The 13,509-nt window shown below is 68.1% G+C and carries 15 protein-coding genes; 7 read left to right on the forward strand and 8 right to left on the reverse strand.

Translation table 11 applies throughout. The features are described from left to right. Positions 1-396 precede the first annotated feature (396 nt). The 4 genes from hpt to dacB are packed head-to-tail and all read right to left on the reverse strand — an operon-like array spanning position 397 to position 5,070. The gene (gene hpt, locus AB0M24_RS37545; RefSeq protein WP_030472607.1) at positions 397-945 is read right to left on the reverse strand and encodes a hypoxanthine phosphoribosyltransferase; all 549 of its coding nucleotides are present in this window, start codon (positions 943-945) and stop codon (positions 397-399) included. An 18-nt stretch (positions 946-963) separates the two neighbouring features. After that, positions 964-1,935, reverse strand: coding sequence for a tRNA lysidine(34) synthetase TilS (gene tilS / locus AB0M24_RS37550; RefSeq protein WP_363778243.1), 972 nt, complete (start codon positions 1,933-1,935; stop codon positions 964-966). Further along, positions 1,932-2,975 carry a zinc-dependent metalloprotease gene (locus tag AB0M24_RS37555; RefSeq protein ID WP_363778244.1) on the reverse strand — a complete coding sequence of 348 codons (1,044 nt, stop codon included), beginning with the start codon at positions 2,973-2,975 and terminating at the stop codon, positions 1,932-1,934. The genes tilS and AB0M24_RS37555 overlap by 4 nt, the downstream gene beginning before the upstream one ends. Before the next feature lie 28 nt (positions 2,976-3,003). Then, the gene (dacB, locus tag AB0M24_RS37560; RefSeq protein ID WP_363778245.1) at positions 3,004-5,070 is read right to left on the reverse strand and encodes a D-alanyl-D-alanine carboxypeptidase/D-alanyl-D-alanine-endopeptidase; all 2,067 of its coding nucleotides are present in this window, start codon (positions 5,068-5,070) and stop codon (positions 3,004-3,006) included. Between the two features lie 124 nt (positions 5,071-5,194). Here dacB and AB0M24_RS37565 point away from each other — a divergent pair, with 124 nt between their 5' ends. Next, a complete protein-coding gene (locus tag AB0M24_RS37565) occupies positions 5,195-5,701 on the forward strand; it encodes an inorganic diphosphatase (protein ID WP_363778246.1) in 507 nt (168 codons plus the stop codon). A gap of 53 nt (positions 5,702-5,754) precedes the next feature. Here the strand turns inward: AB0M24_RS37565 and AB0M24_RS37570 are convergent, their stop codons facing one another. Both AB0M24_RS37570 and AB0M24_RS37575 read right to left on the reverse strand, forming a co-directional pair. Next, complete coding sequence (locus AB0M24_RS37570; protein ID WP_363778247.1) at positions 5,755-7,398, reverse strand: MDR family MFS transporter; 1,644 nt, start codon at positions 7,396-7,398, stop codon at positions 5,755-5,757. Between the two features lie 2 nt (positions 7,399-7,400). After that, on the reverse strand, positions 7,401-7,928 hold the full coding sequence (locus AB0M24_RS37575; RefSeq protein WP_363778248.1) for a MarR family transcriptional regulator: 528 nt from the start codon (positions 7,926-7,928) through the stop codon (positions 7,401-7,403). 162 nt (positions 7,929-8,090) lie between these two features. Here AB0M24_RS37575 and AB0M24_RS37580 point away from each other — a divergent pair, with 162 nt between their 5' ends. The 4 genes from AB0M24_RS37580 to AB0M24_RS37595 all read left to right on the forward strand — a co-directional run bounded on the left by AB0M24_RS37580 (position 8,091) and on the right by AB0M24_RS37595 (position 11,071). Further along, on the forward strand, positions 8,091-8,543 hold the full coding sequence (locus tag AB0M24_RS37580; RefSeq protein WP_363778249.1) for a DUF4442 domain-containing protein: 453 nt from the start codon (positions 8,091-8,093) through the stop codon (positions 8,541-8,543). A gap of 118 nt (positions 8,544-8,661) precedes the next feature. Continuing rightward, positions 8,662-9,369 carry an excalibur calcium-binding domain-containing protein gene (locus tag AB0M24_RS37585; RefSeq protein ID WP_363778250.1) on the forward strand — a complete coding sequence of 236 codons (708 nt, stop codon included), beginning with the start codon at positions 8,662-8,664 and terminating at the stop codon, positions 9,367-9,369. Positions 9,370-9,380: 11 nt separating this feature from the next. Next, a complete protein-coding gene (locus AB0M24_RS37590) occupies positions 9,381-10,112 on the forward strand; it encodes an alpha/beta hydrolase (protein WP_363778251.1) in 732 nt (243 codons plus the stop codon). Beyond that, positions 10,109-11,071 carry a TIGR03617 family F420-dependent LLM class oxidoreductase gene (locus AB0M24_RS37595; RefSeq protein ID WP_363778252.1) on the forward strand — a complete coding sequence of 321 codons (963 nt, stop codon included), beginning with the start codon at positions 10,109-10,111 and terminating at the stop codon, positions 11,069-11,071. The genes AB0M24_RS37590 and AB0M24_RS37595 overlap by 4 nt, the downstream gene beginning before the upstream one ends. On the opposite strand, the gene AB0M24_RS37600 is transcribed toward AB0M24_RS37595, so the two are convergent. Continuing rightward, positions 11,053-11,226 carry a hypothetical protein gene (locus AB0M24_RS37600; protein WP_189255981.1) on the reverse strand — a complete coding sequence of 58 codons (174 nt, stop codon included), beginning with the start codon at positions 11,224-11,226 and terminating at the stop codon, positions 11,053-11,055. The genes AB0M24_RS37595 and AB0M24_RS37600 overlap by 19 nt on opposite strands. A 143-nt stretch (positions 11,227-11,369) precedes the next feature. Here AB0M24_RS37600 and AB0M24_RS37605 point away from each other — a divergent pair, with 143 nt between their 5' ends. Together AB0M24_RS37605 and AB0M24_RS37610 are read left to right on the forward strand one after the other, a co-directional pair. Next, entirely contained in the window at positions 11,370-11,966 is a 597-nt protein-coding gene (locus AB0M24_RS37605) for a helix-turn-helix domain-containing protein (RefSeq protein ID WP_363778253.1), read from the forward strand. After that, positions 11,963-12,691, forward strand: coding sequence for an SRPBCC domain-containing protein (locus AB0M24_RS37610; RefSeq protein ID WP_363778254.1), 729 nt, complete (start codon positions 11,963-11,965; stop codon positions 12,689-12,691). The genes AB0M24_RS37605 and AB0M24_RS37610 overlap by 4 nt, the downstream gene beginning before the upstream one ends. Here the strand turns inward: AB0M24_RS37610 and AB0M24_RS37615 are convergent. Then, positions 12,667-13,485 carry an endo alpha-1,4 polygalactosaminidase gene (locus AB0M24_RS37615; RefSeq protein WP_363778255.1) on the reverse strand — a complete coding sequence of 273 codons (819 nt, stop codon included), beginning with the start codon at positions 13,483-13,485 and terminating at the stop codon, positions 12,667-12,669. The genes AB0M24_RS37610 and AB0M24_RS37615 overlap by 25 nt on opposite strands. Between the last annotated feature and the right edge of the window lie 24 nt (positions 13,486-13,509).

Raw genomic sequence — 13,509 nt, forward strand, 5'->3', positions numbered from 1 at the left:
GCCGCGCCCGAGAAGGGGTGTCAACTCGACACGCTTTTCGTCGAGTTGACACCCCTTCCCGGCTGTGGCTCGCTCCGGTACGACTCGTGACGGGGCCCGCCGGACCGCACCACCTACGCAACAGGCAGCCGCCCAAAGCAACAGGCGTGCCATCAGCCCGCTGAAGGCGCTGGCCCCCTGATCAGATTGGCGGGGTTTGGGGCGGAGCTCCCAAGGGGAAGCACGCAACAGGAACGCGCCCCACGCAACCCGACCACCCACAAGGCCGCGACTCGCAACAGGAACTCTGACTACGCAACAGGGGAACGCCGTCGGACACGAAACCGCCAGCCGCCGACGCAACAGGGGGACGACCTACGGACAGGCCGCGCGCGGCCGAAGGCCGCCCCAGATCAATCAGCTCGAGTAAACCTTAGGATCCAACGTCCCGATGTAAGGCAGATCCCGATACCGCTCCGCATAGTCCAACCCATACCCAACAACAAACTCGTTAGGAATGTCGAACCCAACGTACTTAACCGGCACCTCAACCTTGACAGCATCCGGCTTGCGCAACAACGTGCAAACCTCCAACGACCGAGGCCGCCGAGACTGCAAATTCTTGAGCAACCAAGACAACGTCAGCCCAGAATCGATGATGTCCTCGACAATCACCACGTTCCGGTCAGCAATGTCCCGATCCAAATCCTTCAAGATCCGCACCACGCCCGAAGACGAAGTGGAAGACCCATAGGACGAAACGGCCATGAACTCGAGCTGCACCGGAACGGGCAGCGCACGTGCGAGATCCGCCATGAACATCACGGCGCCCTTGAGCACAGTGATCAGCACGAGGTCGGAGTCACCTTCTGGGTGATCGTCCGCGACCTGCTTGGCGAGCTCGGTGACCTTGTCGCTGATCTCCTGCTCGGTGATGAGCACAGATGCGATGTCGCCGTCGTACACGGACAGGTCCCCTCTGCTTCAAGACTCTGGTTCGGACTCTGCTCGAGACTCCGGTGCAGTTCCTGCGCCAGACCTCGCTTCAGACTCCGGTTCGACAACGAGCCTGCCATGCGAGCGCCGCACGACAAAGCCACCTGGTAGCCAGACACCGCCCTGACCGCGCCATTCACTCACCAGTGCGTCAACACGTCGCAGGTGCGAATCGGACAGTTCGGGCACCTCGACCTCGATCAGCCACGACCTGAGCACTCTGCGTCGAAGTGCGACGGGCAACTCCGCAAGATCACCAACAGCACAGCGGTCACCTGTGAACGCCGCCGCCAGGGAGTCGAGTGCGTCACAGTCCTCCCGCAACTGGGCGGCCGTGCGCGCCAACGACGAGGCAACACCGCCCTGCAGCACGTCCTCCAGCAACGGCAGCACCTCGGACCGCAGCCGCACCCGAGTGAACGACGGATCGACGTTGTGCGGGTCCTCCCACACGTCGATGCCCTGCTCGACGCACGCCGCACGGGTGACCGCACGGGACACGCCCAGCAGAGGTCGGCCCCACGGCGGATCGTAGGAGCGCATGCCGGCGATCGAACGCGGGCCGGAGCCGCGGCCCAGGCCGAGCAGCACTGTCTCGGCCTGGTCGTCGAGTGTGTGACCGAGCAGCACCACGCCGGAAGCCGGTGTCAGCGCGGCATAACGGGCTCGTCGAGCCGCCGCCTCAGGGCCGCCGGGGCCGTCCACGCGCACGGTCTCCACACGCGCCGTGAGTCCGAACCCCACACACGTCGAAGCTGCGCGCGCGGCAACAACAGCGGAGCCCGGCTGGAGTTGGTGGTCGACGACGACTGCGCACGCGTCTTGGCGTAGGCGCGACACGGCGTAGGCCAGCGCCAGCGAGTCGGCACCGCCGGAGACCGCGACCGTCACCGCGTCCGGACGCACCTCGTCGAGGAACCGGCGGACCGCTCCTCGAACCGAAGCGACCGGACCGTTCACGGGGCCACGCGACGCAGCCAGGTCATCGGCTCGGTGATCTCGGCACGCGTCGGCAGCGTCTCGGCGGAGGTCCAGATCGCGTTGAACCCGTCCATGCCGACGCGTTCGACGACGAACTCCGTGAACGCGGCGCCTTCCTCGTACTGGCGCACCTTCGCGTCCACGCCGAGCGCCGTGCGGAGAATCCGGTCCAGCAACCCGCCACCCTTGCGCCGGGCGGTGAAGCGGCTGCGGATCGTCCCGACCGACGGCACCACCGACGGGCCGACCGCGTCCATCACGTGGTCCGCGTGGCCTTCGAGCAAAGTGGACAGTGCGATCAGCCGGTCCAGCACGAGTTTCTGCTGCGGCGACTGGATGAGCTCGATCAGTCCGATCGGGCCGTCGCCGGCGCGCAGCTTGTGCCGGAAGTCGCGGATGACCTCGGGCAGCGGCGCGCGGTCGTCGTCCATTGTGGAGAGCAGCGTGGTGACCTGGTCCGAGAAGTACTGGCGCAGCCACGGCACACCGGTGAACTGCAGGCGGTGCGTGCACTCGTGCAGGCACACCCACATGCGGAAGTCGTCTGCGGGGACGTCCAGGGCCTGTTGCGCGCCAACGATGTTCGGTGCGACCAACAAGAGTCGTCCGGCCAGCTGGTCGGTAGGGCTGAACGGGTCGTACTGACCGAGCACGCGCGACGACAGGAACGCCATCACGACACCTGCCTGCACACCGGCGGTGCCCGCGAGGATGCTCGCCATCGCACCGGCCTGACGCGGCATCGCGGGACCCGTCAACGCCGCCAGCCCCTGCGCGGCCGCACGGACCCACGCGGGACGGTCGACGACCTCACCTGGCAGCAGCGGCAGGCCCTGACCCAGCCCCGTCAGCTCGCGGACGTGCACCTCGGCCTGAGGCGCGAGCTCGCGAAGTCTTCCGACGACGTGGTCGGCCTCGTCCTTGCCGATCACGGGACCCGGCCGGACGAGCCGCACGGCGGTCGAAACCGCCAGCTCCCAGTCCACCGGGCCGAGCTCTGCCTCCGTCGCGCCGTTCACCCTGCCGAAGTTACCTGCGCACGCCCCGCTACGAACAGCCACAGCCCCGCAACGCAGTGGCCATCACGTCCAGCGCGGGCCGGACCGCGGTCAGCGGGTCGCTGTTGCTCGCCGACATGAACGCGAACACCAGCACCCGCCCGTCCACGTCGACGACCACGCCGGCCAGCGCGTTGACGCCGGTGAGCGTGCCGGTCTTGGCCCGCACCCAGCCCTTGCCCGCCGCCGCGCTGCCGTTGTAGCGCTCGGCCAGCGTGCCGCTGCCGCCCGCCACCGGCAGTGCCGTCAGCAACGGCCGCAGCTTCGCCGTGCGCGGGTCGTCCAGCGTGGGCTTGGCCGCGGTGGCCAGCACGTCGGTGAGCAGCTTGGCCGGGATCTTGTTCGTGGCGGAGAGCCCGCTGCCGTCGACGAAGTTCGCGCCGGTGAGGTCGAACCCGTTCTTGGTCAGGATGTCCCGCACGGCCTTGACCCCGCCCGCGAACGACGGCTCGTTGCCGGACTTGATCGCGATCTCGCGCGCGACCGCCTCGGTGAGGACGTTGTCGGAGATCTGCATCATGTTGTCGACGAGCTGCTCGATCGGCGCCGACTTGATCTCGCCGAGCACCTGAGCATTGGCAGGTGCCGTGCCCGCCGTGGCACCAGGAGCCCCGATGCGCTGCGCGAACGCGTCCGCCGCCGACTGGGCAGGGCTGCCGGTGCGGGCCGCGACGTCCTTCTTCGGGTCCAGCCGGCCGCCGTCGAGCATGAACGGCACGATCGGCGCGACCGAGCCGCCCGCGATGTCGCCCGGTTCCCACTGCGGGCCGAGCGCCTCGCCGGTGTAGCGGCTGAGGTCGAACTGGACCTTGGTGACCGCACCCTTCTGCTTCACCTGGTTGACCAGGTCGTCGAGCGTCGCGGCGCCGGGGTAGACCGAGCTTCCGGGCGTGCCGGAGATGGTCGGGTCGCCACCGCCGACGATCACCACGGTGCCGGGCTCCGCGCCCTGGACGACCTTCGTGGACAGCTGCTCGGTCTTCTCCAGGCTGAGCAACGCCGCCGCGGCCGTGAGGATCTTGAGGCTCGACGCCGGGGTCGCCGCCGTCGTGTCGCCCTGCTGCCACAACGCCGTGCCGCTGGCCGGGTCGATGACGCTGCCGGTCAGCGTGCCGAGCGCGGCGTTGCCGGCCGGCCCGGTGAGCGCGGCCTTCACTCCCGCCGGCGACGGCGTCGGTGCGCCCGCGGTGACGGCCTTGACCAGCGGCTGAACCTGCGCGGGCGGGGCAGGAGGCTTGGTCTCGATCGCCGCAGGGCCGCCGAACTCGTTGACCGCGTAGATCGTGGCGCCGGCGAGTGCGGCGACGACGAACAGGCCCAGGACGACCGCGAGACCCTTGCGGCCCTTCTTCGGCTCGTCGTCGTTGAGGCGGTCTTCCGGGTCCTCGTCGTAACCGGAGACGGGGAGGGTCTCACGGATCGGCTCTTCCCGCGGCTTGGGCTGCTCAGGCACAGAAACCGGACGCGGAGCAGGCTCCTGACGCGGAGGCTGCGGTGGTTCCTGGCGCGGCGGTTGCGGACGCGGAGCCGGTGCCTCAGGTCTGACCGGCTGGTCGAACCACGACTTCTCGCCCATCGGCAGCTGGTCGACCCGAGCCGTCTTGGCGGGAACCGTCAGGTCCGTCGTCTTCTGCTCGGGCTTCGGCACCACGCGGGTCTGGTCGTTCTTCGGCTCCACCGCGGGCGCGATCCGCACCGGCGCGGCCCGCGGCGGCTCGCCTTTCGAGGAGTCCTGCCGAGGTTGGCCGCCGTCCGGCCGAACCTGCCCGTGAGACTTCCCACCCGAAGATCCACCGGCAGGACCGGAAACGGCACCGGAACCGTTCAAAGGCACAGTCGTGACGCCGGCGGCGGGACCAGCACCGTTCGGGACGGAACGAACCGGCGACGAGCGCGGCGGCTCCGGTGTGGACGGTGACGTGAGCACGGCAGCGACCGGGAAGCGCATGGTCGGCTGGTCCAGCGACGGGCGGCTGACCTGCACCGTTGGCTCGGCGAGGACCTCGTCCTGGTCCGCGTCGTCATCGTCGGTCGGCCACTGGGGCTCGTCCGGCAAAGGGGCCTCCGTCAGCTCGGTACGGGCAATCTCACACCCACCAACCACCGCTCCGATGAGGGTTGACAAGGCGTCGTGGTCCACACTAGTGGGCGTCACGAATGGGCTACATGAGCGAGGACCAGTGGAGTTCGACGTCCTGATCGAGATCCCCAAGGGCGTGCGCAACAAGTACGAGGTGGACCACAAGAGTGGTCGCATCCGCCTCGACCGCACGTTGTTCACGTCGACGCAGTACCCGGCCGACTACGGGTTCATCGAGAACACCCTGGGTGAGGACGGCGACCCCCTGGACGCCCTCGTCCTCGTCCAGGAGCCGACGTTCCCGGGCTGCCTGATCGCCGCTCGTGCGATCGGCATGTTCCGCATGACCGACGAGAAGGGCGGCGACGACAAGGTTCTGTGCGTCCCGGCCAACGACCCTCGGCACGAGCACCTGCGGGACATCCACCACCTGGCGGAGTTCGACCGCCTGGAGATCCAGCACTTCTTCGAGGTCTACAAGGACCTCGAGCCCGGCAAGAGCGTCGAGGGCGCGTCCTGGGTCGGCCGCACCGAGGCCGAGGCCGAGATCAAGCGCTCCTACCAGCGCCTGAAGGACGCCGAGGAACGCGGCGAGTCCTTCCACTAGGACAACGAAAAGGGCCGTCCCCCGCGAGGAGGACGGCCCTTTTTCGTTGCCCGCTAGTGAATCGCCACGGACTCGGCGTCCGCGACCCGCTCCAGACCCGACTTGGTCGACAGCGGCTTCTCGCGCAGGAACCACACGAGGACGAACGCCGCGATCATCACGATGCCGCCGGTCAGGAAGACGGTGTCGATCGCGCTGGAGAACCCGTCGAGGAACGGCTTGGCCAGCGCCGGGTCGAGGTGGTTGAGGAACTCGGTGTTGTTGATGTCCACCCCGTTGCCGCCGCCGTTCTGCAGCTGTTGCGCGAACTGCGGGTTCTGACGCAGCGCCGTCATGAACGCCTCGGTCTGCATCGCCGCCTTCAGCCCCTCGGCGATCTTGTCGCCGACCGTGCTGAACAGGATCGACAGGAACACCGCGGTACCGACGGTGCCACCGATCTGGCGGAAGAACGTCGCCGAAGCGGTCGCCACGCCCATGTCACGCGGCTCGGCGTCGTTCTGGATCGCCAGCAGCAGCGTCTGCATGCACTGGCCGAGCCCGGCGCCCATGATGAACATGAACGACATGGTCACCCAGTTCGGCGTGTCCGTGCCGATGGTGCTGAGCAGGATCAGCGCGACGGTCATCAGGCCGGCGCCCAGGATCGGGAAGATCTTGTAGCGGCCGGTCTTCGACGTGACGCGACCCGCGATCGCCGTGGCCGACATGATGCCGAACGTCATCGGCAGCAGCATCAGACCCGCGACGGTCGGCGTCACGCCCTTCACGATCTGCAGGTACAGCGGGATGGAGACCATGCCGCCGAACATGCCGATGCCGAGCACGAAGTTGATCGCGTTGCCCAGCGCGAACGTGTGGTTGCGGAACATCCGCATCGGCAGCAGCGCCTCGTCGCCCGCCCGGAACTCGGCCCAGATGAACGCGGCCAGACCGAGCACACCGATCACGTACATCGCGATCGACGTACCGGACGCCCAGCCCCACTCACGACCCTGTTCGGCCACGATCAGCAGCGGCACCAGGCCGACGGTCAGCGTCGCGGCGCCCAGGTAGTCGACGCGGTGGTCCACCCGCTGGTGCGGGATGTTCAGCACGCGGCCGACGACGAACAGCGCGAGCAGCGCGATCGGCACGTTGACCAGGAAGACGTAGCGCCATCCCGAGATGCCGATGAACGAGTCGAGACCCGCGAACACACCGCCGATGACCGGCCCGAGCACGCTGGCCGAACCGAAGACGGCCATGAAGTAGGCCGAGTACTTGCTGCGCTCACGCGGCGAGATGATGTCCGCCATGATCGCGAACGCCAGCGACATCAGACCGCCGGCGCCGAGACCCTGCACCGCGCGGAACGCGGCGAGCTCGTACATCGACGTCGCGATGCCCGAGAGCAGCGAACCCGCCAGGAACAGCGAGATGGCCGCGAGGTACATCGGCTTGCGCCCGTAGATGTCCGACAGCTTGCCGTACAACGGGGTCGTGATGGTCGCGGTGATCAGGTAGGCGGTGGTCGCCCACGCCTGCAGGGTCTGGCCGTGCAGCTGGTCCGCGATGGTCTTCATGGCGCTGGCGACGATCATCTGGTCCAGCGCGGCGAGGAACATGCCCAGCAGAAGGCCGGACAGCACCGTCATGATCTGCCGGTGCGTCAGGGAGACCCCTGGTGTGGGTGTCGCCTCGGTTGTTGATGACATCTCTACTTTTCCCCTCCTGCGCGGGTCCCCGTCCCGCGTTCGGTCATGAGCGCCGGAATCGTGCGCTCGTAGTCCTGGACGAAGCGTTCGAACAGGTCCGCGAAGCCCTTGAAGTCCTCGTCGGCCCAGTCCGCGAACACCTGCTCGATCGCCTCGTTGCGCTGCCGGCGTCGTTCCCGGATCAGCTGGCGTCCCGCTTCGGTGACCGCCAGCACGCTGGCCCGGCCGTCCGCCGGATCAGCTCGCCTCTCCACGAGCCCGTCCTTCACCAGCCCGGCTACCTGCCGGCTGACCGTGGACGGGTCGGAGAGCACCGCCTCCGCCAAGCCGCTCGAGCGGCACTCACCGAGTCCGGAGAGCGTCGCGAGGAGCACGAAGGCGGACTTGTCCATGCCCTGCTTGGCCATCTGATGGGCAACCTGGGCGTGCATCTTGTTCAGTCGCACCATCGCCATGCCCACCCGATCAGCGAGCTCGTGCTCGGGATCGAGGTCGGGGCACCTGCCCGGATCGACCATCTGCCACCTCATTGCTTGTATCACCCAACTAGTTGCTCGGTACAAGCATCCATCTCGGTACGCCGGATTGCAAGTGAGTTTCAGGTCTCACTCCACTGTGGAGCGGTACAAGCACCGCGAGTGGCGGTTACCGACGGGTAGCCGAGCGGGTTACCCGTCGGTAGCATCCGTCTCATGAGCCAAGACGTGTCGTTCCTCGCCGAAGCCATGAAGCAGGCCGTGCCGTACGTGAAGACGACGGGCATCGAGTTCGAGGAGGTCTCCCCGAACCGCATCGTCGCGTCGCTGCCGGACAACCCGGCGCTGCACAACCACATCGGCGGGCCGCACGCCGCGATGATGTTCGGTCTCGGCGAGTCCGCGTCCGGCGCCGTCGTGATGGCCGCGTTCGCCGCGCACCTCGCCAAAGCGACGCCGCTCGCCGTTCGCGCGGAGATCGCCTACAAGAAGATCGCAATGGGTGCGGTGCGCGCCGAAGCCGTTCTCGGACGCTCCGCCGACGAGGTTCTCGCCGAACTGGAGTCGGGTACGCGCCCCGAATTCCCCGTGTCTATCATGATCACCAATGCCGAGGGCGTCACCACGTGCGAGATGACCGTGGTCTGGACCTTGAAGCCGGCACGCTGAACTGGAGATCTCCGTATTTCAGTTCGGACTCCTTGTGAACCGATCCGAGCCAAATACGTAACCTTGGCCGCTCTCCGACATGGGAGCACTATTCGGGTTCATGTCGGGGTGGAGAACTGTGAGCGGCGGAATCCTGCTGGTGGCGCTCACCGCCGGGTGCACAGCGACGGCACAGCAGACGACTCCCGTGGCCGTGGAGAAACCGGCGGAGGACGACGCGCCGGCGACGACGACGTCCGCGTCGGTGCCGCCGGCCCAGCTGGGCATCACGGTGGCGTCGATCGTGGACGGTCGTTCGGTGATGCTGTCCGACGGCTCGAAGGCGGAGGTCGCGGGTCTGGCCGTGCCGGGACCGTGCTGGGCTGAGGCCGCGACGAGCTTCGCCAAGGCCATGCTGCTGAACCAGCAGGTCCGCTACGACCGGGTCACGGGCGCGCTCAGCCTCGCGGACGGCACCGACTACACGTTGCTCGCACTGGGCAACGGCGCCGGCCGCACGACAGGCACCCCGAACGCCGCCCAGAAGGAAGCCGAAGGAGCCGCGCAGCGCGTTCCGATGGGGCTGTGGGGCACGCCGTGCGGAGGCAAGGACGTCACCGAGACGCCGACTCCCCCGCCTCCGCCGCCACCGCCCGCTCCCACGACGACGAAGCCCAAGCCGACCACGCAACCGAAGCCCCAGCCCGTCTTCTACGCGACCTGCGACGACGCGCGGCGGGCCGGTGCGGCACCGCTGTACTGGGGTCAGCCCGGCTATCGCGTCGAGCTCGACGACAACCGGAACGGAATCGCCTGCGAGTCGCGGTACAGCGGCGGTTACCGGTAATACTCCGGAGCATGCGCCTGCACGTTCACGAGTGGGGCCAGGGCCCGCGGGTCGTGCTGGTGCACGGCGGTGTGCTCGGTGGCCGGGAGACGTGGCGAGCCCAGCGACCGCTGACCGAACGGTGGACGCTGCTCGCACCTGATCGGCCCGGCCACGGCCAGTCGCCGCCCGCACGGCAGGACTTCGAGCCGGAAGCCGCGCTGGTCGCCGACCAGTTGCTGGACGAGCCGAGCCATCTCGTCGGGCTGTCGTACGGCGCGATCGTGTCGATGTACGCCGCTGCCCTGCGCCCGAAGAACGTGCGGTCGCTGACCCTGTTGGAACCTCCGGCCGCCGGCGTGGCGCGCGGCGTGCCGGTCGTGGACGCGTACGGAGCGGCCACCCGCGCGATCGTCGAGTCCGGAGTGGACCCCGTCGAAGGGCTGCGCCGGTTCTTCCCGATCGCGGGCGTTCCGGTCGAGGTGCCGGACCAGCCGCACGAGACGCTGATCAAGGGCATGCGGCAGCTGCTGGGCGCCCGACCGCCGGACGAAGCCGAGCCGCCGCTGGCCGCGTTGCGCGAGGCGGGGTTCCCGATCCTGGTCGTCTCGGGTGGCCACAGCGAGGCGAACGAGATCATCTGCGACACCATCGCGCGAGAGTCCGGCGCGCGCCGGGAGGTGTGCCGCGGCCGCGACCATCTCGTGCCGGAAGCTCCTGAGTTCAACGCGCTGCTCGAAGGTTTTCTAACCTCAACGGCATGAAGCTGGACAGGAGTGCCGTCGACTACACGCCCGGCGACGTCGGGGCCATCGCGAAGCGGGCGGAGGACCGGGGCTACGACGGGTTCTGGCTCGCCGAGACCAAGCACGACCCGTTCCTGGCGCTGGCCGGAGCAGCCGCGGCAACCGAACGGATCGAGCTCGGGACGGCGATCGCGGTGGCGTTCGCGCGCAACCCGATGACCATCGCGACCACGGCGAACGACCTGCGGCTGCTGTCAGGTGGCCGGTTCAACCTCGGCCTCGGCTCGCAGATCGAAGCCCACATCACCAAGCGGTTCTCCATGCCGTGGAGCAAGCCCGCCGCCCGCATGCGCGAGTTCGTGCTGGCTGTTCGCGCGATCTGGCACGCGTGGGAGACCGGCGAGCGGCTGGCGTTCCGCGGCGAGTTCTACAGGCACACGCTGATGACGCCGTTCTTCGATCCGGGCCCGAACCCGCACGGCACCGCGCCGATCTACCTCGCGGGCGTCGGCGAGCTGATGACCGAGGTGGCGGGCGAGGTCGCGGACGGCTTCCTGTGCCACAACTTCACGACCGAGCGGTACCTGCGCGAGGTGACGCTGCCGGCGCTCGAACGCGGCCGCGCGAAGGCGGGAAAGACGTTGGAGGGCTTCGAGATCAGCGGGCCCGTGTTCGCGGCGTCCACCGACGAGGAGATCGCCGACGTCAAGCGGCAGATCGCGTTCTACGGGTCGACGCCCGCGTACAAGCCGGTGCTGGACCTGCACGGCTGGGGCGCGCTGCACGAGGAGCTGCACCGGATGTCCCGGCGGCAGCAGTGGACCGAGATGGCCGAGCTGATCGACGACGACGTGCTGCGGACGTTCGCCGTCGTGGGGTCACCCGAGGAGATCAGGGCGGGCTTCGACCAGCGCTTCGGCGACGTGGTCACGCGGATCTCACCGTCCGCGAACGTGCTTCACCTGCCCGAGAAGTGACTCAGGCCCTGCCGTGCGAGCTCGGCGTGGAAAGCGTCGAGCTCGGCGCGCACTCTGGCGACGCCCCTCTTGCGGATCCATCTGCGTCTGCCCACGTTGGCGGCGGTCAGGGCGAACGGTAAAGCCAGCAGGGTCAGGACGAGCATCGTGATCATGTGTCTCCTCAGGGGTTGCGAACAAGCAACGACCAATCGAGACACCGCTTACGGTAGCGGGTCCAAAGCCACCCAGGTGGAGCAAAGTCACCGACAGCAACTCAGTTCTTGACTAATTTTGTTTTCGGTGCGACGGTGGATCCATGTTCGAAGTGGCGGTGATCGAGGATCCGGCAGCGGCCGAGGTGTCGCTGGACCCCGTGCGGGCACGCCTGCTCGCGGAGCTGGCAGAGCCGGGATCGGCGACGATGCTCGCCGCGAAGGTGGGCCTGCCCAGGCAGAAGGTGAACTACCACCTGCGCACGCTGGAGCAGCACGGACTGGTGGAGCTCGTCGAGGAACGACGCAAGGGCAACGTCAACGAGCGCCTGCTGCAGGCGACGGCGGCGTCCTACGTCATCTCGCCGACCGCTTTGGCCGCCGTGCAACCGGACCCGGCGCGCTCACCCGACCGGTTGTCCGCGCGGTGGCTCCTCGCGGTCTCGGCCAGGCTGGTGCGCGACGTGGGCACGTTGATCACGGGCGCGACCAAGGCCAAGAAGCGGCTCGCGACGTTCGCGCTGGACGGCGAGATCAGGTTCGCGACGGCGGCCGACCGCGCCGCGTTCGCCGAGGAGCTCGCCTCGGCCGTGACGCAGCTCGTGTCCAAGTACCACGACGAACAGGCCGAAGGAGGGCGCGCGCACCGAGTCGTCGTCGCCCTGCACCCCAGCGTCAGTGCCAAGGAGGAAGAGTCGTGACCCACGAGTTCGAGATCACCAAGGAAGTCGAGGTCGAGGGAACCCCCGAGCAGGTCTGGGACGCCATCGCGACCGGACCCGGCATCGACTCGTGGTTCATGGGCCCGCACACCGTCGACGGACGGGTCGGCGGCCGCATGACGCTCGACCTGGGCTTCTTCCAGGAGGCTTCGACGATCACCGCGTGGGAGCCGGGCAAGCACCTCGCCTACCAGTCCGACAAGGGCGAGGACGGCACGTTCCACGCGATGGAGTACCTGGTCGAGGCCCGTGACGGCGGCTCGACCGTGCTCCGGTTCGTGCACAGCGGCATCCTCGCCGACGGCTGGGGCGACGAGTTCGTGGACCAGCAGTCGAAGGGCTGGGACATGTACCTGTTCACGATGGCCGAGTACGTGAAGCACTTCGCGGGCAGGCCCGGCACGTACGTGTTCGCGCAGTGGCCGGAAGGAACGAAGAGCTTTCCGGCGTTGCTCGCGGCACTCGGCGTTCCCGAGAACGCGCAGGTCGGCGACGAGGTCGTCCTCGAACCGTTCGGCGTCACCGGCGTCGTCGACTACATCGTCCGCCACGACCTGCACGACTTCCTCGGCGTGCGCGGTGAGGACGCCATCTACCGCTTCCACGGCACGAACGCCGTCGGTCACCACCTCTTCGGTGACGCGACCGGTCAGGCCGAGAAGTGGCAGGCGTTCCTGACTCAGCTGGCGGGGCAGACCTCGTAGACGTAGTCGGAGTGCCCGTACGGCACCACGTTCCGGTCGCGGCGGATGATCGACGTCTTGCCGCCGCGATCGGAGCACGACTTCTGGAACGCCTCGTCGGTGTACTCGATCTGGAAGACGTTGTCGCCGAACGCGTCCGAGTACGCCTTGCACTCGTCGTTGGCCTGGCAGTCCTCGGTGATCGCGAAGTCGAAGCCGACGTACTTCTTGCCGGAGTCGCCGAGCTCACCGCCGTTCTTCTGCGCGACCGCGAGCCCTTTCTGGTGCGCGTGCTTCACGAACGCCTTCATGAACTCCTTGGTGGCGTTGATGTCGAACGCCCCGCCGGCCCGCGTGTGCGAGTCCAGGTTGTCGGCCTCGATGGCCTGGTAGCGCGAGGTCTTGCAGCCCTCGATCCACTTCTTCTGGATGTCGAGGATCTTCCCGCGCTTCTCCGTCGTGGAGATGTCGAGAATGCCCTCCTCCCACTCCGGGTCGATCATCGGCTCGCCGTCCGGTTTCTTCACCAGCAGGTCGCCGTGGTTCTGCTTCCACCAGCTCAGGCTGCCCTCCATCGGGTCCGGCTGGGTCTGCAGGGCGTTGAGGTAGCAGATGTTGTAGCGGTCGCCGACGGGGAGCTTGCCGCGGTCGCGCACGACGATCTTGACCCGCGCCTCCGGCTGGTAGACGCCGCCGATCTGGTAGTCGAACTTGCCGCCGCTGGGCGGAAGCTCGACGGGCGGTGCCTCGGGTTCGCTCGTGCTGCAGGAGGCGACGAGCAGGAGCAGGGCGGCGAGCGCCGCGACTGGCTTCATGCGCGGCAGTCTGTCACTCGTCGG

It is taken from the genome of Lentzea sp. NPDC051838 (genome assembly GCF_040681245.1).
Classification (GTDB): domain Bacteria; phylum Actinomycetota; class Actinomycetes; order Mycobacteriales; family Pseudonocardiaceae; genus Lentzea.